Origin of the sequence: Nocardia bovistercoris, from assembly GCF_015674855.1 — a bacterium.
Classification (GTDB): domain Bacteria; phylum Actinomycetota; class Actinomycetes; order Mycobacteriales; family Mycobacteriaceae; genus Nocardia; species Nocardia bovistercoris.
In genome coordinates this window covers 26,416-47,947 of sequence record NZ_JADMLG010000015.1, presented here as the reverse complement: position 1 = coordinate 47,947, position 21,532 = coordinate 26,416, and the positions used below count along the sequence as shown (strand labels likewise).

Below are 21,532 nucleotides of genomic sequence, written 5' to 3'. Positions count from 1 at the left end.
CGTGGTTCACGACGACGGTTCGAGGGAGACCTTCTATGCACCAGGCCCCGTGGGACGGATCTGACCCGGTCCTGCACGTCAGCCAGAAACCGGAGTTCATCGATCAAGCCGACGGCACGGTCCGCGCCTACTATCCCGGGGAGGACTGGCATGTCACCGGCGCCGACCACGCCGCCGCGATCCGCGCGCTCATCGACGAAGTCGATCGGCGTATGCAGGATCCGAACTATGTCGCCCAGCATTTCGAGATGGCGCGACGCCACCTCGACGGTGAGCGCACACCGGGTTTCGATGTCGCGTTCCTCGATAAAGACCGGTACCGTGCGCGGGCGATCGAGATCGGGGACGCGCTGACCGAGGGACGACGACCCGCCACGGGATGATCGATACCGTCGGCCGGCCGGTCTCGGCCATCGCGAATCCGATCTCGGCGCGGCGAAACCGGACGGGCCGGGGATCGTGTTCGGGTCGACGTAGCATCGCGCGATGGCGACCTACATAGACCTCGGGGGCGGGCAGGGATATCTCAACGCGGCCTCGGTGATCCGTATCAAGCTCGAATCACCAAACAGGGTGACATTTCTGACCGCGCGGCAGAACCCCTGCGCCTTCGATCTTTCGGTCCTCGGCCCCAGGTCGGGGCAGGAGATCCTGCAGGATCTGTTGGTCGCGCTCGGCCATGAGGAGAAATATCCCGAGACGCGGGTGATCAGCCTCGAAGACGGCAAGGTCCGCAGCAACTATCTCCACTGAACACGGCGCGGTCGCGGCGGGGATCGGGGTTTCGCCGCGACCGCGTTTCCCGCTCAGGCGGGCAGGGTCCGCTCGGCGCGCAGGCCCCACCGACACGGGAAGTGAAATGTAGTGTCGGTGACCGTGTCTCACCCCGTTCCGGAGATCGAGCAGGCCACCACCTACACCGCTGTCATCGTGGGCGAGCCGGTGGTGATCCTGCTACCGCGAATGCGCGCGACCCTGATCGCCGAATCCGGCGCGCTGGTGAGCGCGGACGCCTGGACCGCGGCGGTCACCCGACACGGGGCGGTGCCGATGCTGGATCTAGGCTTCGCCGCCGATCCGGTGCCGGGTTGGTCGATCGTTCTCGATCGCGCGATGACCGCGGCGCGGATCACCGGTCCGGCCGGGCTCGGCGAGATCTACACCGGCGCACTGGAAGCGGCCCCGGACTGGCGACACCGGGTCGCCCAGCGTCACCGCGACGGCGGCGGCCTGGTCGTGATCACCGGCCGCGCCGACCGGATGGACCCCGAGGCGGCGCAGGAGATGATGGAGCAGGAGCGGGCTGTGTGGATCCGGACTCGGCTGGTGCTCGGCGACTGAGCCACCACCGTCGTGTGTGGTCCTCATTTTCGCGTCGAAAACCGGACATCGCGCAGGTCGGGCGAGCACGCCGATAGCCGCGACGCCGCCCGGCGAGCCGGACACCCACGTACCGACGGTGAGCCGCGCTACCCTACCCGACCCACCCACCGACTCGCGTGTCCTTCTCTTGGCACTTTCCTTCTCCTCGAACATGTTCCGATCCCCTGGAGATCTTGTTTGCTGTCCTGCCCCGTCCCTGGTTTCGAAGACCACCCCCAATTGAGTGCTCGCAGAGTGGGGGTGGTCTTCAAAATTCGGAGCCTGCGACGAAAAGGGACGGGGCAGGACAGCAACCCGCACGTCAGTGCGGGTTTCCGGGGGTGGCCTAGCCCCTGGATTACCCCCTGGGCTAGCACCAGGACTAGCCCCTGGTCTTCCCCCTCGCGCTAATCCAGGGGGTAAACCACCCTCTGGTCCAGGGGGTAATCCACCCCCAGCCACGAGTGCGCTGGACGTACCCGGGGACTGGTATCGGCCGAATTTCGGGCGGATCTCGCGCGGCGGCTGGAACCGGTCACCGGTGTCGAGGCCCGAACGGGGTCGGGCTCACACCGGCCGTCCCACGTTCTGCGGGAACTGGCCTTGATAGTTGCCGGGCGGGGTGTAGCGGGCCACGATGAATTTGGACGCATTCGACGGGAAGATGGTGCCGGCGGGGCAACTGGCGATCGCGACCGCGACCTGGGTGGTGTTCTTCCACACGACCTGGGTGAAATGGCCGGTGGCCGCGGAGAATCCGGGGTTGTCGTAGTCGTACTGCGCGGCCTCGGCCATCCAGGCGTCGACCGCCGAGGCGATGGTGGCGTTCGGGTTCGTGGAGACGTAGAGGTTCTCGCCGTACTGCCCGCCGGAATTGGAGTGCGCGAACACACACGCTTGGGCGTATTGCTGGGTGTTCGGGTACAGCTGGGCCGACCATTGCAGTGGCCCGGCGCCGTACTTGGCGCGCGCGCTGTTGTGCGCTGCCAAGGTCTGATCGGACAGAACGTCGGCGTGCGCGGGCGCGCCGCCGAGGATCGTCGCGACCGCGACCGCGACCACCGCCACAGGCATCGAAGCCCGGAATTTCTTCACCGTGATTCACCTTTCGGCCCGCCGTGGCGGGCAGTTCCCGACCGAATCGAACTGACATGTGCGGCCCGCAGCGTAGCGACACCTTCACCACGGATAGCGAAAGAACATCACCTCAACCACGGCGCGTCGAGCGGGATACGGGGGTCCGGGAACATCGGCGACAAAAGTCACGCTTAGCGGGTTGCCGCATATAGCCGCGCACTATGTGCGGCAACCTGACTGCCGATCTGACGCAACCGACTCCCGCTTCACGGTCGACCCGCGAAACTATGTGCGGTAGTGCCCGATCCGGGCGTGGCTGTGGCCTGCCAGAGAGACCGAACGGCGCGCGCTATCGGAACATTCCGCGCCGATGTTCCTCAACCTCCAGGACGGGCAGGTGGACAACGGGTCCGGTCGGACACCCGGGCTGCGGTCAGCCGGTCGAGGACGTCGGTCGTCATCTACTGCCATCCTGGTGAGAGAGGCACCGTGACAACCGGACTCGTGTCATCGACTGCGCAGGGGAAGACTGAAATGTCGATATTTAAAAGAATGGAACAAGAACAGTGGCAGCGGGAGAGGCGCAAGCGCGCCGCCCGCAAAGAAGCGGAAAGAATAGCGAAACGAGAGGCCCTTCGCCGAATAGATCCGGAGGCAGCTAGGAAGGCCGACCTTGAGGACGCGATCATCGCGATCATCTCTACCGTCATCATCGTTGTCATTGTCGTGGTGTTCGTGATCGTGCTCATGTCCGGCTGAATCCCTCGGCCCGCTCGCGTTGGACCTCGCGCTGTTCGGGGTGTCCGACTAGTGAACGGAGCCCGACGCCAAGGAGTTACCGCAGATGGTGGGCGGCTATCTGCGACAACTCCTTGGCGTGACTTTTCTCCCGGATGTTCCCGAACCCCCGGCATGTGCCGGAACCCGATCCGGTCACCTCGAACAGGGCTACCGCGCCCTCCCTCAGCGGGGAGGGCTTGCCTCCGGAGATCCCGCCCGCGTCCGGGGTGGACAGGCGGCTACCTGTCGATGGCCGAGCGGGTATCGACCGTCTCGGTGGCGCCGTCGATGTGGTGGACGGTGATCTGGTCGGGGTTGATCAGCATCCGGGTTCGGCCGGGCAGCCAGACCGCTCCGACCGGTGAGGCGATGCCCGCGGCGTTGAGCGCGGTGATCAGGACCGGATCGGGTTCGTCGGCGCCGACTCTCACGTGACGCAGGGTCGAGTACTCGGGCCAGTCCGCGCGGGGTTCGGTGATCAGCGCCAGTATCCCCGCGATCAGCGACCGCTCGAATCGGGTGACCTGGTCGAGGGTGGGTCGCGGTTCGCCGATCACGGCCATCGCCTCGGTGCCCCGGGCGAAGCGCCGCGCCCACCAGCGGGCGCCGGCGCGGGCCTCGACCACACCGGGCCCGACGAGCGGTACGCCGTGGGCGGGGTCGAGTGCGGCGGTATCGATGACGGTGGTGATGGGTAGGTGGTCGCTGAGCCAACCGTCCTCGTGGGCGAGTTCGGCGGACTCGTGCACGCGGTAGCCCACGATCGCGGCCAGCGGGAACCGGTGCGTGGCGTACCAGCGGTCGATACGGCGCGGCGGATGAGGGTCGACCGGATGGAACCCCGTAGTGGGCGTCGACCGGTCACCGGCGACGATCGCGCAGTCGCGCAGACGCCCGACCCGTTCCTCCACCTCGACGATGCGCACCAACGGTTCGTCCTTGCGGCGGCCCATGACCTTGCGGCACAACATCAACCGCGTCCCCGGCTCCAGGAACCGCCACCCCGCGCGGCGTGTGACGGTCTTGGTGCGGGCGCGTACCTGTTTCTCGGTGAGCGAGACCGACATGTTCCGGGGCATCGGAAATGTTCCTTTCGAGTGGGTTATTCGACGAGTTGGCATTCGCGGCACTCCCACCGCCCGCCGATCTGTGTGCAGGTGCGTCGTTCCTCGCACAGCCAGCACCGTTGATTGCGCCGTTGTTCGGCGGGGGTTTCCGTAGGCGGTGCGGTGGTGCCCGGTAGCAACGCCCGTAGCCGCGCCAGCGTCTGATCGGACCCCGCCTCGACGGCCGCGGGCGTCTCGATGTCGGGGTCGGGGTCGGCCGGGATGGTCGGTGCGGCGAGGGGTTGCAGCAGAGGCCCGAATTCGCGGCGGCAGTCCGCGCACGCGGGATGGCCCGCGGCCAGGACGAACTGCCCGCAGATCTGGTGCCAGTGGCACGGCTGGACATCCTCGGCGCCGAACAGGCTCAGTTGCGCGACGCTCTTCTCCCGCTTGAACATCGGGGCCGCCACCACCGTTCAGGCCGCGCGGCCGCTGGTCGGGAACTGGTCCCAGATCTGGCCGTCGAGTTCGCGTCCGGCGGCTTTCGGGGTGCGCCCGCCCCACTGCTTGAAGAAGAACGCCGCCCCCGCGTCGGTTACCTGGTCGCGCAGGTCGCGCACCCAGTCCGGGTTGATCGGGCGCGCGTTCGGCCCGGACTCGCCGCCCACGATCACCCAGTCGATCGCCGGACGCGGCGACCATTCCGCGCACGCGCCGCCGCAGGCGCATTCGTTGCGGTCCCCGTCGTCGGGCCACCGGCACGAGCAGCCGTCCGGGCACCGGTTCGGGAACAGGAACCGGTCCAGGTCGACCGGGCCGAGCATGGGTTCGATCGACAGGAACCGCACCGCCACACCGGGTGTGGCGATGAGGTCGGTGATGCGGTCGGTGACCGCGCCGTTCTCGACGCTGGTACCCAGCCACAGGTTCGGCGGGAACACGATGCGTCCGGTCTCGGCCAGGCGGCGGGCGCGGCCGGGCCGCTTGGTCAGCACCTGGTAGGTATGGCGCGGGGTCTCGGCGATGACGTCGAGCACGGCCGCGACGAAGTCGAGGGGGACCTTCGCGTGGAACAGATCGGACATGGAGTTCACGAACACCCTGCGCGGGGTGCGCCAGCGACGCGGGATGTCGAGGGCTTCGGGGTGGGTGGTGACCGCGAATCCGGGTCCGGAGGTGCGCGGGTCGCCGTCGGCCTGGTATTTCGGCGAGCCCATCGCCTTGAGCCGTTTGGCGAGTGTGAGGGCGTAGCAGTGGTCGCATCCGGCGCTGATGCGGTCGCACCCGGTGACCGGGTTCCACGTGCTGTCGGTCCATTCGATGGCGGTCACAGCTGTGTCCTTGTCTGCTGGTAGACGGTTTCGAGGAATCCCCACCCGGCGGGGGTGTGTCGCTGGGGCCGGTGGGGTTCGGGGGGCAGCAAGTCGCCGCGGTCGTCGGTGTGGATCCCGATGCCGTAGAAACGGGCCGCGCTCACGGCGTCGTCGAGGTCGGTCGGGGTGGTGGGCAGGTGCATCGTGCGGGTGCAGAAAGGAGCGAACCGGCCCGCAGCCCGCAGCCCGGACCGCCAGTTCGGCACCGCGACCAGCGCGGCCCGCACCCGCACCGGCGCCACGACCGAACGCTCGACGCACCCGCCGATACGGGTGAGGACCCCGTGGGGTGCGCGCCGCAGGACCTTGGTTTCCCGACGGGTGAGGCAGCCCTCGGCGACGGGAAGCCCGTGCGGCAGTCCCATCAGCACATCGAGCAACTCCAGATCGGTCACCGCGACGAGCCCGACCGCACGGCGCCGCGCGCATTCGGCGATATCGGGGGCGAGGGTGAGCAACGCGCGCACCCCGAGCACACGCACCATCGCCTGCGTCGAATCCTCCCGCGTCCCGCTCATGCCGCGCACCGCTCGATCTGTTCGCCGGTGACGGCCTCGACCAGGGCGCAGCCGATGACTTCGGCGCTGGCGGGGGTGACGGCGTTGCCGTAGCCGCGTATCCGGGTCCGTTTGTCGCCCAACGGGCGGAAGGTGGGCGGGAACGCCATCCCGTTGCGGACCTCGGTGTCGGCGAGCATCCGGAACGTGCACTGCCCGACCGCGCGGGTGTGGTCGACCCCGAGCAGGGCGTAACGGTCCTTGGTGGTCAAGGTGCCCAACGGGTCGGTGACCGGGTGCGCGCGGCCGGTGCGGTTGTAGGGCACCAGCAGCGGGCGCGGCGCCGGGAACACCGCCGTCGGCGGCGGGATCACCAGGCCGTCGCACTCGCGAGTCGTGCGCGCGGGCATCGGAGTGCTCAGGCTGGTCGCCTCGGTGCGCCAGGTGCCACCGGCCGGGGTCAACATCGGCGCACCCGCGAACCGAGTAAGGCCGACACGGATCCGGTCCATGGTCGCCTCGGCGAGAGGATCGACACGATCGGCGATCCGTTCTCCCGGTGGCAGGGTCCAGTCGATCGCGGCCGAGGCCGGGGTGGTGACCGGTTCGACGATCGCGGCCCGGCACGATCGGTGCGGGCACCGGTACACGTACTGGCCGTGCCGGATCCCGTAGCGCCCCATATCGGTGCCGGGCTTCTTCCAGGACTGCACCGCGGCCACGGTCCGCTCACACGACGCGCACCACGCTCTCGGACGCAGCCACTTGTCCCAGTCCGGTTGCCGTCCCAACGATTTCAGCCAAAAGGCGAAATACAACCTGTCGCGTGATTGAGGCACGGGCAGGCAGCGACGCGGCAGCACATGCCCGGAGTTCAACGCGATCAACCGCACCCCGTAGCCCAGATCGGCGATCTCACGGACCCACCGTTTCCAGTCGTCCCAGCGGCGGCACTGGATGACGTTCTCCATCACCCCGGCCAACACCGGGTTCCCGCGTGCGGCCATCGCCCGCAGGTATCGCGGGATCTGCTCGACCAGGGCGCGTGAGCGAGCGTGGGCGGGGTCCTCGATCGGGCCGAGTTCCTCGTCGAACATCGTGTACTGGTTCGAGGTGTCGAAATGGCGTTTCGTGCCTTGGGCATCGGTCCAGGCCGGGCACGCGGGCGAAGCCCAGAACAACTCGGTGTAGGGCAGGGCGGCCAGGTCGAGGTCCTTCACATCCCCCGGCGGAAGATGTTCGGTGCCGGGGAAATTCAGTGCGTGCACCGCGGTGGCGACCTCGTTGTGATTGGCCGCGATCCGCCCCTGCACTCCGGGCACCTGCTCCCACCCCAACGAATCACCACCCCACCCGGCGAAGTAGACCGTGCTGCGCAGACTCATTGCGACCCTTGCCTTTCGATGACGAACACCCTTCAAGTGCACCACGGTCAATCGACAGAATCAAGAGTGAATCAGTTGACATGATCAACTGGTGGTCTACCTATACTGGGCGGGTGAGCAACCAGCCCCGGTACGCGCAGATCGTCGCCGACCTGCGCGCACGAATAGAGCGCGGCGAGTACAAGACCGGCGACCAGATCCCCACTAAGGCCGAACTCATGGACCAGTGGGGTGTCGCGCTGAACACCGTGGCACGCGCGGTGACCGAACTCCAGCAAGCCGGTTTGATCGAGACCCACCACGGCGTCGGCAGCTTCGTGCGCACCCCACCCACACCGACCCCGACCCTCGACGAGGAAGTCGCGACCCTACGCGGCCGCGTCACCGCGCTGGAGGGCCACCTCACCGCACTCTACGAGCACCTCGGCATCCCACAACCCAGCGAGGCCACCCCCTAGCCCAGGGGGCAATCCAGGGTCACGGCCGCCCGTCGGTCGAGGGGTCGGTCCGGGGTTCGTGGATGGAGCGCCGGAAGCAGTGCGTCGACGCGCGACGCCACCTCGATTCCGTGTCGGGAACCGGAATCCTCGCGGGTCAGATGAGGATGAGCAGGACGATGTAGACGGTGATGCCCAGCGGGATCCACCACCAGCGGAACCGCCACGGGCTGAGCACGGGTTCGGGCTCGCCGCGGCGTTGTCGCGCTTGTTTCTCGAGTCGGCGGATCTCGTATTCCGCGTCCATCATCGACATGGTCGAGTACGCCAGCTTGCCGACGTCGCCGGGGCAGTACGGGGTGTCGTGCCACCCGTACGCGCATTTGGCGCAGGCGTAGCGGTACTGCGGCATCACCACGGTCGCCCCCTCTTTCACCCCCGGCCGCGCCGGTCGGCATCGCCATCGTCTCGGTGAGGTGAAGCGTATCCGGCATCCGGTGCGCGTCGAAGGCGCCGACACATTCCGGATGTTGTTGTCACGTCATTGTTCACCGGTCAGACTCGAACGCATGTGCGAACAACAGTGGGTTCCGGAGTATCGCTTGCGGGGTGTGCGGGTCGAGCCGGGGCGGCTGTATCAGGTTCCCGGCGGTGGTTGGGCCGAGCCTTCACCCTGGATGTGCCCGAACGGTCACCGTCTTGGGGCGAACCGGGTTCTGGTCGGCGCGGCCGCCTGCCTGGCGATCAGGGGTCACCATCGCACGCACATCTGTCGGGCCTGTGACGCGATCATCTACACCCCGAACGGCACGCCCGAATGCGGGCACACGACGACGCGACCGGCGTCGAGCGCAGCAGAAGCGCATTCCCCTACCGATTCCAGTTGACCTATCCACCAACCTGTTTCACACACATTCTGTACGCCTTCACATTCCACCACCACTACACTCTCCATACCTGTCCACATATCCACTCGCCGTCTCTCGCAACCGCTTCCACACCCTCCCTCACCTGCTTATTCACAGATTTACAGCAGACCTCTTGCACTCAGGTCACATCCGTTCCGGATTGTCGCTTTTCCGTCGATAGTCCGAGTTCGGGGCAGTGAAACCGACTGCGGGGTACGGTGGTTGGGGTGATGTCACTGGCGAAAATCGCGAGTGGCGACGGCTACGAGTACTACGTGCGCAATATCGCCACTCACGACGCGAACGACCGCGGTGAGCAGGCGCTGGCCGATTACTATTCCGAACGCGGAGAATCCCCCGGCCGCTGGTGGGGTTCGGGGTTGGCGGATCTGACCGTCTTCGACACCGGCGGTGAGGAGATCCTCGACGCGATCTTCGAGGGCGAGGAGGTCACCGAATCGCAGATGTGGGCGCTGTTCGGGCGCGGCCTGCACCCGAACGCGGAGAAGCTGATCGCCGATGAGGTCGCGGCCAAACGCGCGGAGGGCTTCACGGCGCGGACGGCGCGGGCGCACGCGATCAAGGTCAAGGCCCGTATCGGGATGCCGTTCATCAAACCGTCGGTCGACGAGTTCTCCTATCGCGCCGAGAAGCGTCGCGCCTACGAAGCCTGGAATGCCGAGCGCGGCCGCGACGCGCATGCGCCGATTCCGGAGACCGACCGCGAGTACATCGCCACCGAGGTCGCGCAGCGGATGTTCGTCGCCGAGCACGGCCACGAACACCGCAACGAGGAAGAGCTGTCGTCGTGGGTGGCGAAAGCGTTGCGGCCGTCCTCGAAGCGGATCGCCGGATTCGATCTGACGTTCTCGCCGGTGAAGTCGGTGTCGGCGCTGTGGGCGCTGGCGCCGAGGCCGGTGGCCGAGACGATCGAGGCCGCCCACTTGGCCTCGATCGTCGACGCGCTGGGTTTCCTGGAGTTGAACGCGACCTACACCCGTATCGGGGCTGGTGGCGTGGCTCAGGTGGAGGTGGGTGGCCTGATCGCCACCATGTTCGACCACCGCGATTCCCGTGCGGGTGATCCGGATTTGCATACCCACGTGGTGATCTCGAACAAGGTCCACCGCAAGACCGGTGAGTGGGGCGCCCTGGACGGGCGGATGATCTACCAGCACGCCGTCACCGCCTCCGAGATCTACAACACCCGCCTGGAACACCATCTCGAGACCATGCTCGGCGGGATCCGTTTCGTCGAACGCGACGGTCTGGACGCCGACAAACGACCGATCCGCGAACTCGCGGGATTCGACGAGCGTCTGGCCGTGGAGTGGTCGACCCGCGATGTGGAGATCCAGGCCCGCAAGGACGTGATGATCGCCGATTTCCAGGCTCGGCACGGGCGCGAGCCGTCGCCGAAGGAGCTGCACCGCATGGACGAGGAAGCGACCCTGTCCACCCGCGGCGGCAAACACCACGCGCGCACCCGCGACGAACAACGCACCGACTGGATGATGCAGGCCCGCCGCGTCCTTAAGAGCGCGGCCGCGGTGAACGGCATGGTCCGCGCGATGCTCTCCCAAGAGCCGCCGCGGCGCGAACCTGTGGAGGCCGAGGACATCGCCGCCGAGGTCGTCGAGACGGTGTCGCGGGAGCGGGCGACCTGGCAGATCCACCACATCAGCGCCGAAGCCGTGCGCAAGGTGCGGGGCCGGATCGACCCGAACGCGTGGGACGACATGTTTCCCGACACCGTCGCCTACGCCCTCGGTGAGGGGTTGTCGATCCGCCGCGACGACGAACCGATGCCGCGCGTGCCGGGGCTGACCCGCTCCGACGGCGTCAGCATCTACACCCGCGCTCACTCCACCAAATACACCTCCCACGCTATCGTCGCCGCCGAACAACGCCTGCTGGCCGCCGCGCGACTCGACGGTGGGCGCGCTATCCCAGCGGCCGCCATCGAGGTGGCCGAGGTCGAATACGCCGCCAACGGGCACACCCTCAACCCCGGACAACGCGCACTCGTGCTCGCCTGCGCCACTTCGGGGCGCCGGTTCATGGCAGCGGTCGCCCCGGCTGGGACCGGCAAGACCACCGCCATGCGGGTCCTGGTCGACGCCTGGACCGCCCAGGGCGGCAACGCGTTCGGGATCGCGCCAACCGCCTCGGCGGCGGCGACTTTCGCCCGTGAGTCCGGTGTGCCCGCGGCCACCGTGGACATGCTGCTCACCCTCGCCGAACACAGCCCCGAACGACTCCCCGACATCGACGAACGCACGTTGGTCATCATCGACGAGGCCGCGAAGGTCTCCACCCGCACACTCGACGCCGCCATCACATTCCTGACCGAACGCGGTGCCACGGTCCGCGCGATCGGCGACGACCGGCAACTGTCCTCGGTCGCCGCGGGCGGGATCGTGCGCGACATCGTCGAAACCACCGAAGCGCCGACGTTGACGAAGGTGATGCGTTTCGCCGATCCCGGCGAAGCCGCCGCGAGCCTGGCGCTGCGCGGGGGTGATCCGGCCGGGCTCGCCTACTACTTCGACCATCACCGTGTGCGGGTCGGCACCCTCACCGAGAACGTCGCCGCGGCGTTCCGGGCCTGGCGCGCCGACCACGCTCGAGGCCACGACGCCGCGATGCTCGCCCCGACCCGCGCCCTGGTCTCGGAATTGAACGCGCTTGCCCGCACCGAACGCCTCGCTCGCGCCGAACGCCACGGCGAGATCCTCGGTCCCGAAACCCTGTTGGCCGACGGGCATTCGGCCAGCGTCGGTGATGTCATCGCGACCCGGCTCAACAACCGCAAACTGCGGATCTCCGACACCGACTACGTCCGCAACGGATACCGGTGGGAAGTACGGACCGTGCACGCCGACGGCGCGATCACCGCCGCCCACATCGGCTCCCGACGCCGGGTCACCCTGCCCGCCGACTACGTCCGCGCGCACGTCGGACTCGGCTACGCCACCACCATCGACTCCGCCCAAGGCATCACCGTCGACCGCTGCCACGGAGTACTCACCGGACGCGAGTCCCGCGCCCAGCTGTATGTGATGCTGACCCGCGGCCGCACCGGCAACCACCTCTACCTGGGCACCGCGACCGCCGTCTACGAACACACCGCCCACACCTATGAGGCGATCCACCCGCCGACCGCTCTCGACCTGCTCACCGGCGTCCTCGCACGGGAGGGCACCCAGGTCTCGGCCACGACCTCCGAACGCGCCGCCGAGGACCCGCACCTGCTGCTCGCGGACGCGGTCGAGTCATACGAGCACGCCGTCACCCATCTCGCCGAAACCCGCGTCGGCGCCGCCCGTCTCGCCGAATACGCCACCCGCGCCGAGAGCCTCGTCCCCGACATCACCGACGCCGAAGCGTGGCCGGTGCTGCGCGCGCACCTGGCGCTACTCGACCTCGCCGGCCACGATCCGCTCGCGACGCTCACCGCCGCCGTCGCGGTGCGCGAACTCGACACCGCCGCCGACCCGGCCGCAGTGCTCGACTGGCGTATCGACGCGACCGGACGCCACTCCCAGCGCGGGCACCCTCCGTTGCCGTGGCTGCCCGCGATCCCCGCCGGACTCCCCGACACCGAACACCAGCACCTGCTGGCACGCGCCGCACAGATCCGCGCCATGGCCACCACCATCGCCGACCACACCCGCACCGCCGACGGCGACCGGGTGCCGTTGTGGGCACGCGGAATTCACGGCGCCGATCCCGCGTTGACCGGCGGACTCGCGATCTGGCGCGCCGCGCACCGCGTTCCGGATCTCGACCGCCGACCCACCGGCCCGGCGCGGTACCCGCTCGCCCAACGCCGCGAACAACAACGCCTGGACCGAGCCGTCGCAGACCGGGTCGGGAACCGCGACGCCTACACCCGACGCTGGCGACCACTGATCGACACCGTCGATGCCCGGATCGCGGCGGATCCGTACTGGCCCACCCTGGCCCGCGAGTTCTCCCGCGCCGCCGACACCACCGGCCTCGACATCCCTGCCGCGGTACGCGCCGCCCACGACGAACGGCAACTGCCCGCCGAACAACCCGCGGCCGCGCTGCGCTGGCGCATGACCGAAACCCTCGACACCCCCACACCCGAACCCCCACGCGAACTCCCCGGTGCGGTCCTGCAACTCGACACCGCGCCGACCACACCGGCGCCCGAACCACCGACACCACCGGTCACGGCCCGCGACCAGGAACGGGAAGCGGCATTAGCGCGGGCCCGCGAGCGGCTACGCGGCACCCGCCCCGACGACCTACGCCGCATGAGCGACGCGCAACTGGCCCAGATCACCACCCACCGCCCCTTCCACTCCCACACCGACGGCGGCGTCGGTGTGGTCACCGCCCTGAGCGTCCGCCGCGCCGAACAGGACCTCGACGCGGTGCGTGAACGCCATCAGCGCCTCGACCGCGACGCGGCCGCGATCCGCCGCGCCCGACCCGCCATCACCGCCCTCGACGCTCTGCGCGCCACCTACCGCGACCAAGCCGACGAGATCACCCAGGCCCGACACGAACTCGACACCACCCACCGCATCAGGTGGCGTGCCCGCGCCGAACGACAAGACCACATCGACGCACTCGAACACGCCCACCAACAGACCCGACGCGAACTCGACGCCGCCCGCGCCGAGGCCGACCGGTTACGTCTCGACGCTCCACCCCCGGTGGGGTCGTCGTGGGAGAAGATCCTCGCCGACGCCGACGACCAGCAGGGCCGCGACACCGAGATCACTGCCGCGACCAACGCGCTTGCCGCCGCCCGCGCCAGCCAGATCGACAACGCCGTCCGCGCCGCGATCGACGACCCGTTCCTGCGGGCCGCACGCGCAGAGATCCAACGTCGAGATCAGCTCACCGACCTCGACCGTGCCGCCGAGGACTACGCCCGCGCCGAAGCCGACAACCAACCCGCAGCAGCGGGCGCCGGGCAGCGCCGCGACGCACGAGTACGACGCGCGGTCACCAAGGCCCGCCGACGGCCCACTCTGGGAACCGGATTCGACTCCGGTCCCCACCCCGGGCCGGGACTCGGTGGCGGACCGTCTCACGGTTCCGGTCACGGGTACGGGCTCTGAGACCGGCTGGTCAGCGTTCGAGTCCGGTTCCACGATCCGGTCGGCGACCGGGCGGGGGCATGAACTTCTCCCAGTCCTGCTCGGTCTCCTGGGTCTGGTCGACAGTGTCGGTCGTGTCGTCGTGCTCGTGTGGTTCGGCCGGATCGGGTTGGTATCTGCTCAATCTGGTGTAGAGCTCGCTCTGCTCGGCTGCGGCCTTGGCCGCCCACCGCCGCAACGGCGACACCGGTTCCTCGAACACTGGGGCCGCGGCGGCCACCGGTTCGGTCCGCGTCGAATCGGTGCGTACCGGCTCAGCGTGTGCGGGTGCTTGCGGTTCGGCGGGTTCGATGATGTGGCCGAACTCGTCGATCTCGCGGGCGCCGGGGATCTGCAGCGCGATGCGCCGCTGTCCCCACTGTCCGGCAACGGTTTCGATCTTCTCGACCTGACGCACCTTGTCGGCGGGGCGGTCGGTGACGACCTTCGCCCGCGCGTGAGCCGCCCAGCCCGGTGATCCGACCGCGGTCACGTATTCGCGGTTAGGGTCGACCCCGGCGGCGCGTAAATGGATCTCGGTCAACGCTTGGCGCGCTTGGGTGGCCATCGCCGCCGCGGCGTTCGCGCGTTCGGTCGCCGAGAGCATGTCCATGACCGTGAGCAGGCAATCGATCATCGCCTCGACCACCGCGATGTCCCCGGCGGTCTTCGACGTCATCGAGCGCAGCATCCGCGACACCGCCCGCACATCGGAGTTGTTGCGTCGTGGGCGCGGATCACGCTGATGCGCGGGAGTTTGCGCCGCGCGCGCGAGTTGACGGGCGAGCTGATTCAGCGGACCCGGACGGGCCTCGGTACTCATACTCGCGGCCGCGAACACCCCCGCGGTCTCACCCGCCGCCTTCGCCCAGGCGTCGCGGTCGCCGTCGGGGATGGTGCGCATGTAGGCCGACCACTGCCCCAACCGGGCGATCGCCTCACGATCCGACACCGGATCCGGCGCGTACGAGCGCCCCGACCGAGTCGTCATGGTGGCGCGCCACCGCACCATCGCCGCGTCCCGCGATTCCGGGGTCGTCTCCCACCCGGACCGTGACCGCAGCGCCGCCAAGGTGAGGTCCTTGGACAGGTATCCGCCGCCGTACCACAGCGAGGTCCGCTCGGCGTCGGTGTCCTGCGCTCGGAACGGTAGGTACCGCACGGAATATCCGGTGACCGTGTGCCCGCCCTTGGCGAACCGCGGTTTCACCATGATCCCGGCCTCACGCAAACCATCGACGAACTCGGCCTCGGAATCGGCGACCGCCGCGAGCGCGCGCACCTCCCGCGCCAGCAGCTCCCGATCGGTGGCCGGTGAACCCCGCTCGGCCGCCAATCGGCGCTCGCCGGGCTTGGTTCCGCGTTCGGTCCCGCCCTCCTCCCGCGACCACAAAACCCGCAACCCGTGCTTGTGCTCGAGCATGTTCGCCACAGCCTGCGACCGCTTCAGATCCCGGTAAGTGTCGATCAGGCTCCCGTCCGGACGCACCACGCTCAGCGCGAGATGGACGTGGTCGTTGCCGTTCTTCGACAGCCCGTGCCTGATCGCGGCCCACCGCACATCCGGTGTCCCGTCCTCACGGCCGATGAACCCCATCTCGGTCAAGAAGTCTCGCGAGACCGCCGACCACTTCTCATCAGTGAGTTCACCCTCGTCCGCGGCCAGCGCCAGCGAGCAGTGGAAGACGTGCTCATCCGACGTCGCCGCCTCGTACGCGGCCTTCTTCGACATCCCCTCGGCCATCAACGCGCGGGCCTTCTTGTACGAAGTCACCAGCACCGGCGCGCCCTTGAGCACCGTCATCCGCGAACTGTCCAACAACCGACCCAACTCCGCACCGCGCTCCATGTCGATCCGGCCACCGAACACGCTCACCGACACGATGTCCCCGGCGATCACCCGCTGATTCACGTGCTCGTTGAACTTGCCCGGACCGGCCAGATACCGCACCAAGCCCACCATGTCGGCGCCCTTCGAGATATTCGGCATCATCGCCGCACCACCCCGCTCAGACCGGATCGACCGCGTCGGCCCACCCACCACCGACATCACCATCACCGGCGGCTTGGACAGGGTGATCGACATCGGGCATCGACAACTCCGTCACCGCCGGACCCTTGCCCACCATCGCGCGCGCGACCTCGTCCAGGTGCAGACACACCCGCACCACCGCACCCAACGCGACCTCGACACCTTCGGCGAAGTCTCGCTCCTGATGGGAGTAGCGGGTCAACTGGTTGAGGTTGTTGCCCACCCGCCGAAGTTCCGTATCGAGATCCGCGAACGCCAACAACGCCTCCCGCACCGCGGCCACCGCGCCCGGACCACCCTCCACACCTTCGCGTTCGAAGGTCGACTCGACCAACAGCCGCGGCACCGTCATACCCACCGCCGCCGCCATCGCGGTGAGGTCCTCGTGCTCGTCCTCGGTCAGCTTCACCACGCACCGGCGCGTGCGGCCACCGGCCACATTCGCCTGCCGCGCGCGCCGTACACGCGCCCGCAGATCCGGCGACTCCCCTGCCATCCGCAGCCTCCCAACATGCCCAGCGCAGCGACCACCCGAACGGGTGGGGTACCCGATAGGGCACCTAAATTCCAGCTTGCTCCTGTTCTTATGACCCCAGAGTAGCGGATCGGAAGGCGGCAGTCGCCTTCCGATCGAGACCGCACCGACCGGATAACCGGACTCCGGATCGGACGTAGCTGTCGGCGGCCCGGCCGGACATGGGCGCGCTACAGGAGCATTCCGCGGCGGTGTTCCTAGACCCCCCGATACGGTCTTGCCTATGTCTGAGGGGGATACATCCACGGGTTCGGGTCGTGGTCTGGTGTCGATGCGCCGACGGTCGACCTGGCTGGGTCTGGCGGTCGTGGTGGGCGGCGGAGCAACGGCGTTCGGAATCGCCAACGGGTTCTCCCAACCGCTGGCGACGTTCCTGGCTGGCGCCGGTGCGCTCACTGCGGGCGTGTTGGCCTACCGCAACGGTCAAAACAGTCGTGACCAGGCCGAAATCCATCACAAGGACGACACGGCCCGAGAACGCGAACGACACCAGATCGACCTGGAGCGAGAACGCGAACGGCACCGCGACGACTCCCGCCGTGCACGGGAATCAGCGTTGCGGGACCGCTACACGGCGGTGGCCACGCAGATCGCCCACGAATCCGCCGCGATCCGCCAGGCCGGGGTCTACGCGCTGACCGCGCTTGCCGACGACTGGCACGCCTTCGGCGAGGACGACGAACGCCAGGTCTGCATCAACCTGCTCCAGTGGTACCTACGTGTCCCCTTCCTCGCCGCCACCGATCCGAAGAATCCGGACCTGTCCGAACGCGAAATCAGGCAAACCATCGTCGGCATCCTCACTCAACGCCGCCGCCGTCCAGACAACGACCCGAAGTCCTGGGCGTTCACGGCCATCAGCTTGGATCAGATATCGCTTCCGGAATGCCATCTCGGCAACCTCGATCTCGCCGGATTCTGTTTGGACGGTGCGTACCTGAGAGACGTGATCATGAATGGCGCGAACCTGGACCACGCGAACCTGACCCGCGCGAACCTGACCGGTGCGAACCTGGGCCACGCGAACCTGGGCCACGCGAACCTGAGCAGCGCGAACCTGAGCGAGGCGGACCTGACTGGCGTGAAACTGGGCGGCGCGAACCTGATCCACGCGAACCTGACCGGCGCGAACCTGGGCAGCGCGAACCTGGGCAGCGCGAAACTGACCGGCGCGAACTTGACCGGCGCGAAACTGTGCAGCGCGAACCTGACCTACGCGGACCTGACCGGCGCGAACCTGGGCAGCGCGAACCTGAACGGCGCGAACCTGATCCACGCGGACCTGGGCAGCGCGAACCTGATCCACGCGGACCTGACCGGCGCGAAACTGGGCAGCACGAACCTGACCCGTGTGGTGCATGGTGACAGCACACGCTGGCCGATCGATTTCGTACCTCCCCCTCCGTATTCCTGATCGAGGGTGCAGAAGATCAGCGCGGAATGTTCCGGTAGCGCCTCGTTCGCGAGCGCCCAGCGCTCGGTGTCCCGCAAGCTGTTGGCGGCTGCCGCGTGGGTAGAGTTCGGGGTGGCGTGATCCCTGGATAGTTCGTGCTTCCAGGGCCTACGTCACCAGATAGACGAGGACCCCGGCGGCTACGATCCGCCGGGGTCCTCGTCGCTGTTCGACCCGTGGTGTTACCGGTCGTGCTTGCGCAGCTCGATCACGCGCCCACCGGAACCGTCGGCGGCTTCGGCGATGACAACCGCGGCGGTGTCGCGGATCCGCTCGACCGTGCGTCGGTGTACACCGGTCGCGGTGTGCGCGCCGTTGACGCTGGCGCCGCGATCGAGGGCTTCCAGCACCCGCACCACGGACTCGATCGACATCCGTGCGCCGACACCACGGCCCCGCACTTGCTCGGCCAGGGGCAGCAGCGAGGCCCGCACTTGGCTCTCGGCCCCCGCACTATCGCCCGCACTTTCGGGCGTCGCGAGCGCGAGTGCGGTCTGTGCGCGTGGCCCCGCACTCGCCGGTGTCACTGCCCCCGCACTAGTGGTGCGGGCGGGGTGCGGGGTGCGGGAACGCGGCCCGCGAGCGGCCCGCACTTCCTCCCGCACTTCCCCCGCACTACCGGACTCCTCGACGGTGTCCTCGCTGGTCGCGGTGGTGCTGGTTTCGGTGCTGGCTAGTGCGGGGGCCTCCTCGGTCACCGGTGCGGCGGGGGCCGCACTGTCCTCGGTCGGCTGGTGCGGGATGGCCTCGGTGAGGGCGTTGTCGGCCCCCGCACTTTCGTGGTGCGGGGTGGCAGCACTTCCCGCACTTGTGTCCGCTACGGGAGTGCTGTCCAACTCCTCTCGCGTGGTGCGGGGCCGCGAGTGCGGGGCCGCGCTCGCCCCCGCACCAGTGCCCGCACTTGTGGACTGGTGTGCGGTAAGTGCGGGGTCGAACTCGGCCTCGAATTCGGCGAGCGGGTCGACAGCGGGCGCCTGCGGGGCCGTCGTGGTGACGGTGCGCACGGTGTGGGTGTGCAGGGCGCGCAGGTCGGGGAGTTGGGTGGCGAGGTCGTCGCCGATACGGTGGGCGACGATCTCGCGGGAGCGGGTGTTGTCGCGGCCGAGGTAGTGCATGATCCACAACGCGCCGCCGATCAGCCCGGGAGCGACGCCGTGCAGGCTGGCCTGGTACCAGTGGGTCGCGGCCAGGTACGGGTAGGTGTTGAGGACGAAGGTCAGCGCGAAGAGCCCGAACTCGGCCCACTTGAGCCCTGGTGACGGTTCGAGCCCGGCGGCTTCGCGGTGTTTGGCGGTGCCGACCGCGACCATGACCAGCAGTCCGGAGATCATCGCCTCGACCATGTAGCTCACCCAGAACATCGGGTCACCGGGACCGCCGGGGGCGATGTTCTGTTGGACGTTGACCGCCGACCAGATCATGCCGATGGCGATGACGACCGCGCCGCCGTAGCGGAAGCCCTGCCCGTAGCGGCGCAGTTCCGCGATCGTCGAGGCGGGGCTGTCAGCGCGGCGCTGATCGGCCAACGCCATCCGGGCGCCGACCGCGTCGCGGATGTCGGCGTCGCGGATCTTGGCTTCGGCGTCGCGGATCTTCGCCGCGGCGGTGAGCTGGGAGGCCAACTCCGCGCGGTCGGCCTCGCGCAGCTGCGCGCGCCGCCATTCGGCCAGCTCGCGTGTCTCGGCGAGCTCGGCCTCGGACGGGACCTCGGCCAGGACGTCGGCCGCGTCACCGCCGAGCAGTTCCAGCCGCCCGCGCGCGGTGGAGAGCTGCTCGGCCAAGGCCGCGACATCACCGCTGGGCGGGTGCGCGGTGGGCGGGGTCTTCTTCGTGCGGAACATCAGTTGCCTTCCTCATCGGTGGTGCGTCGTGCGGTGTCGAGCGCGGCGCGCAGGGTGGCGATCTGGGTGTCGTGGGCGTCCTGGATGCGGGCGATCTCCGCGACGTGGTCGGCGCGCAGCGCTTCACGGTCGGCGCGGGCCTCGGCGCGGCTGGTTGCCAGTTCCTCACGCAGGGCGCGGATCTCCTCGCGGTCGGCCTCGGCACGGGCGCCGGATTCGGTGCGGATCTCATCGACCTGGGCGCGCAGCTGCTCGCGCTCGGCGCGGGCCTGTTCACGGATCTCGCGGATCTCCCCGCGCAGCCGGTCAGCTTCGGTACGGGCGTCGGCGGCGGCCTGCTCGGCAGCGGCCAGGCCGGACTCGGCGCGACGGCGGGCCTCGATCGCGGTGTCGCGGTCGCCTTCGGCCTCGGCGGCGGCCCGGGTCGCCGCGGCGATCTCCGCCTGTGATTGTGCCTCCACGGCGCGGATCCGCTCGGCCGACTCGCTGCGCACCCGCTCCAGTTCGATGCGGGCTTCCTCGGCGTCGGCCTGGTGGGCGTCGCGGTCGGCGAGCGCGTCCTCGGCCGCGCCTTCGGCCAGCGCTTTGTCCTCCTCGGCGCGAGCCAGCTCCCGGCGTGCGGTCGCGGCTTCGGCCTCGGCTTCCTCGGCGCGGGCGTTCGCGGCCGCGATCCGGGCCTCGGCGTCGCGGCGGACGGCACCGACCTCGGCGGCGGCGGAGTCGGGGTCACCGGCGGTGGCCACGATCCGCTGAGCCTCCCCGAGCAGCCGCGTGGATTCCTTCTGACTGTTGGTGGCCACCATCTGGAACTGGGCCAACAGCTCGGCCAGCGACGACCGCGCGGAAGTCACCGGCCGACCGGCGGGCCGCTCCGGACGCGCACCCGCCACCCCGGCCGCCGCCTTGAGGTCGCGTTTGCGCTGGAACGCGGTCGCCCGGTCGTGACGACGCACGGTCCCGTCCGGGTCGACGTGGTCCTGCCCGCAGTACTCCGCGCGCCGACCGCGCCCCTCGACCGGCGGCAACGGGTGCCCCGCCCGCACGAAATCGCCGATCTCGGCGTCCCAAGCGACCGGGAACTGACACGTCCGCTGGGATTCGACCTCGGTCGCGGCGCGATCGGCGGGGATCTGCTCGAAATCTTCGTCCATACCACAATTCTATCCTAAAACGTTTTACATTTCAACGTTAAAAATATATGTAATTACGTTAAAACGATAAACGTATTCATTAATGCAAATAGAACCCATTGCCATTAATGCCCGTACGGCGGCTCACCGGACGTATCCGCGCCGCGAATGGGCCGCCTCACCGGGTGAGGTCTCGCTTTCGACGGTTGCGCGCTGGTACCGGCCGATTCGGCTGATAGGTGGCAGCTGTACCGGTCGTGAGGAGCGCACAGGAAGCGCCGAGGCAGTCTGTCCGTTGGTTTCGCGGACGCGAGGTTGCTTGAGGACGCGTTGGTGAGCGGCGCGTGTCCTGCAGCGTCGAGGTGGCGTTGATCGCGGCATCGACGGTTTCGGTGTGTGCAGCCTCGACGGCCGGGGGTCTTTACCGCGGTAAAGACCGCGTCTTTCGGCGCGTCTATCGCTGGTGACCGCGCGATAGTGCGGGTGGGCATTTATGCTGCGACCGAATCCGAAGTAGTTCCCAGGGCGAATCTGGGGGCGAAGCGCACGGAGGTTG

General features: G+C 68.6%; 18 protein-coding genes. 7 read left to right on the top strand and 11 right to left on the bottom strand.

Going from position 1 to position 21,532, the window contains the following annotated elements; translation table 11 throughout:
* Window positions 1-35: 35 nt before the first annotated feature.
* The 3 genes from IT779_RS29265 (at window position 36) to IT779_RS29255 (ending at window position 1,341) form a co-directional block, all read left to right on the top strand.
* The gene (locus tag IT779_RS29265) at window positions 36-383 is read left to right on the top strand and encodes a hypothetical protein (protein ID WP_196152686.1); all 348 of its coding nucleotides are present in this window, start codon (window positions 36-38) and stop codon (window positions 381-383) included.
* Between the two features lie 103 nt (window positions 384-486).
* Window positions 487-753, top strand: coding sequence for a hypothetical protein (locus IT779_RS29260; protein ID WP_196152685.1), 267 nt, complete (start codon window positions 487-489; stop codon window positions 751-753).
* A 123-nt stretch (window positions 754-876) separates the two neighbouring features.
* Complete coding sequence (locus IT779_RS29255; RefSeq protein WP_196152684.1) at window positions 877-1,341, top strand: hypothetical protein; 465 nt, start codon at window positions 877-879, stop codon at window positions 1,339-1,341.
* 588 nt (window positions 1,342-1,929) lie between these two features.
* Here the strand turns inward: IT779_RS29255 and IT779_RS29250 are convergent.
* Window positions 1,930-2,457 carry a CAP family protein gene (locus IT779_RS29250; RefSeq protein ID WP_196152683.1) on the bottom strand — a complete coding sequence of 176 codons (528 nt, stop codon included), beginning with the start codon at window positions 2,455-2,457 and terminating at the stop codon, window positions 1,930-1,932.
* 534 nt (window positions 2,458-2,991) lie between these two features.
* On the opposite strand from IT779_RS29250, the gene IT779_RS29245 reads away from it, so the two are divergent.
* Complete coding sequence (locus tag IT779_RS29245) at window positions 2,992-3,198, top strand: hypothetical protein (RefSeq protein WP_196152682.1); 207 nt, start codon at window positions 2,992-2,994, stop codon at window positions 3,196-3,198.
* Between the two features lie 260 nt (window positions 3,199-3,458).
* Here IT779_RS29245 and IT779_RS29240 read toward each other — a convergent pair whose 3' ends face one another.
* Genes IT779_RS29240 through IT779_RS29225 form a run of 5 tightly spaced genes read right to left on the bottom strand, consistent with a single transcriptional unit; the run spans window position 3,459 to window position 7,520 of the window.
* Window positions 3,459-4,298 (bottom strand): hypothetical protein, encoded by an 840-nt coding sequence (locus tag IT779_RS29240; protein WP_196152681.1) that lies wholly within the window; start codon window positions 4,296-4,298, stop codon window positions 3,459-3,461.
* Between the two features lie 23 nt (window positions 4,299-4,321).
* Window positions 4,322-4,723 (bottom strand): hypothetical protein, encoded by a 402-nt coding sequence (locus IT779_RS29235; protein ID WP_196152840.1) that lies wholly within the window; start codon window positions 4,721-4,723, stop codon window positions 4,322-4,324.
* Between the two features lie 18 nt (window positions 4,724-4,741).
* Entirely contained in the window at window positions 4,742-5,596 is an 855-nt protein-coding gene (locus tag IT779_RS38175) for a phage Gp37/Gp68 family protein (protein WP_332839025.1), read from the bottom strand.
* Complete coding sequence (locus IT779_RS38170; RefSeq protein WP_232542224.1) at window positions 5,593-6,156, bottom strand: helix-turn-helix domain-containing protein; 564 nt, start codon at window positions 6,154-6,156, stop codon at window positions 5,593-5,595. The genes IT779_RS38175 and IT779_RS38170 overlap by 4 nt, the downstream gene beginning before the upstream one ends.
* Window positions 6,153-7,520: a DNA cytosine methyltransferase gene (locus tag IT779_RS29225; RefSeq protein ID WP_196152679.1), complete on the bottom strand. Its 1,368-nt coding sequence runs from the start codon at window positions 7,518-7,520 to the stop codon at window positions 6,153-6,155. The genes IT779_RS38170 and IT779_RS29225 overlap by 4 nt, the downstream gene beginning before the upstream one ends.
* A gap of 113 nt (window positions 7,521-7,633) precedes the next feature.
* On the opposite strand from IT779_RS29225, the gene IT779_RS29220 reads away from it, so the two are divergent.
* The gene (locus IT779_RS29220) at window positions 7,634-7,978 is read left to right on the top strand and encodes a GntR family transcriptional regulator (protein WP_196152678.1); all 345 of its coding nucleotides are present in this window, start codon (window positions 7,634-7,636) and stop codon (window positions 7,976-7,978) included.
* A gap of 136 nt (window positions 7,979-8,114) precedes the next feature.
* Here the strand turns inward: IT779_RS29220 and IT779_RS29215 are convergent, their stop codons facing one another.
* On the bottom strand, window positions 8,115-8,375 hold the full coding sequence (locus IT779_RS29215; RefSeq protein WP_196152677.1) for a hypothetical protein: 261 nt from the start codon (window positions 8,373-8,375) through the stop codon (window positions 8,115-8,117).
* 720 nt (window positions 8,376-9,095) lie between these two features.
* On the opposite strand from IT779_RS29215, the gene mobF reads away from it, so the two are divergent.
* Window positions 9,096-13,967: a MobF family relaxase gene (mobF, locus tag IT779_RS29210; protein ID WP_196152676.1), complete on the top strand. Its 4,872-nt coding sequence runs from the start codon at window positions 9,096-9,098 to the stop codon at window positions 13,965-13,967.
* Window positions 13,968-13,977: 10 nt separating this feature from the next.
* Here the strand turns inward: mobF and IT779_RS29205 are convergent, their stop codons facing one another.
* Both IT779_RS29205 and IT779_RS29200 read right to left on the bottom strand, forming a co-directional pair.
* A complete protein-coding gene (locus tag IT779_RS29205; RefSeq protein ID WP_232542222.1) occupies window positions 13,978-16,071 on the bottom strand; it encodes a relaxase/mobilization nuclease domain-containing protein in 2,094 nt (697 codons plus the stop codon).
* Window positions 15,995-16,513, bottom strand: coding sequence for a plasmid mobilization protein (locus IT779_RS29200; protein WP_196152674.1), 519 nt, complete (start codon window positions 16,511-16,513; stop codon window positions 15,995-15,997). Before IT779_RS29200 ends, IT779_RS29205 begins: the two co-directional genes overlap by 77 nt.
* Window positions 16,514-16,775: 262 nt before the next feature.
* Here IT779_RS29200 and IT779_RS29195 point away from each other — a divergent pair, with 262 nt between their 5' ends.
* Window positions 16,776-17,966: a pentapeptide repeat-containing protein gene (locus tag IT779_RS29195; RefSeq protein ID WP_196152673.1), complete on the top strand. Its 1,191-nt coding sequence runs from the start codon at window positions 16,776-16,778 to the stop codon at window positions 17,964-17,966.
* 221 nt (window positions 17,967-18,187) lie between these two features.
* Here IT779_RS29195 and IT779_RS29190 read toward each other — a convergent pair whose 3' ends face one another.
* Together IT779_RS29190 and IT779_RS29185 are read right to left on the bottom strand one after the other, a co-directional pair.
* Window positions 18,188-19,846: a hypothetical protein gene (locus tag IT779_RS29190; RefSeq protein ID WP_196152672.1), complete on the bottom strand. Its 1,659-nt coding sequence runs from the start codon at window positions 19,844-19,846 to the stop codon at window positions 18,188-18,190.
* The gene (locus IT779_RS29185; protein ID WP_196152671.1) at window positions 19,846-20,997 is read right to left on the bottom strand and encodes a coiled-coil domain-containing protein; all 1,152 of its coding nucleotides are present in this window, start codon (window positions 20,995-20,997) and stop codon (window positions 19,846-19,848) included. Before IT779_RS29185 ends, IT779_RS29190 begins: the two co-directional genes overlap by 1 nt.
* Window positions 20,998-21,532 lie beyond the last annotated feature (535 nt).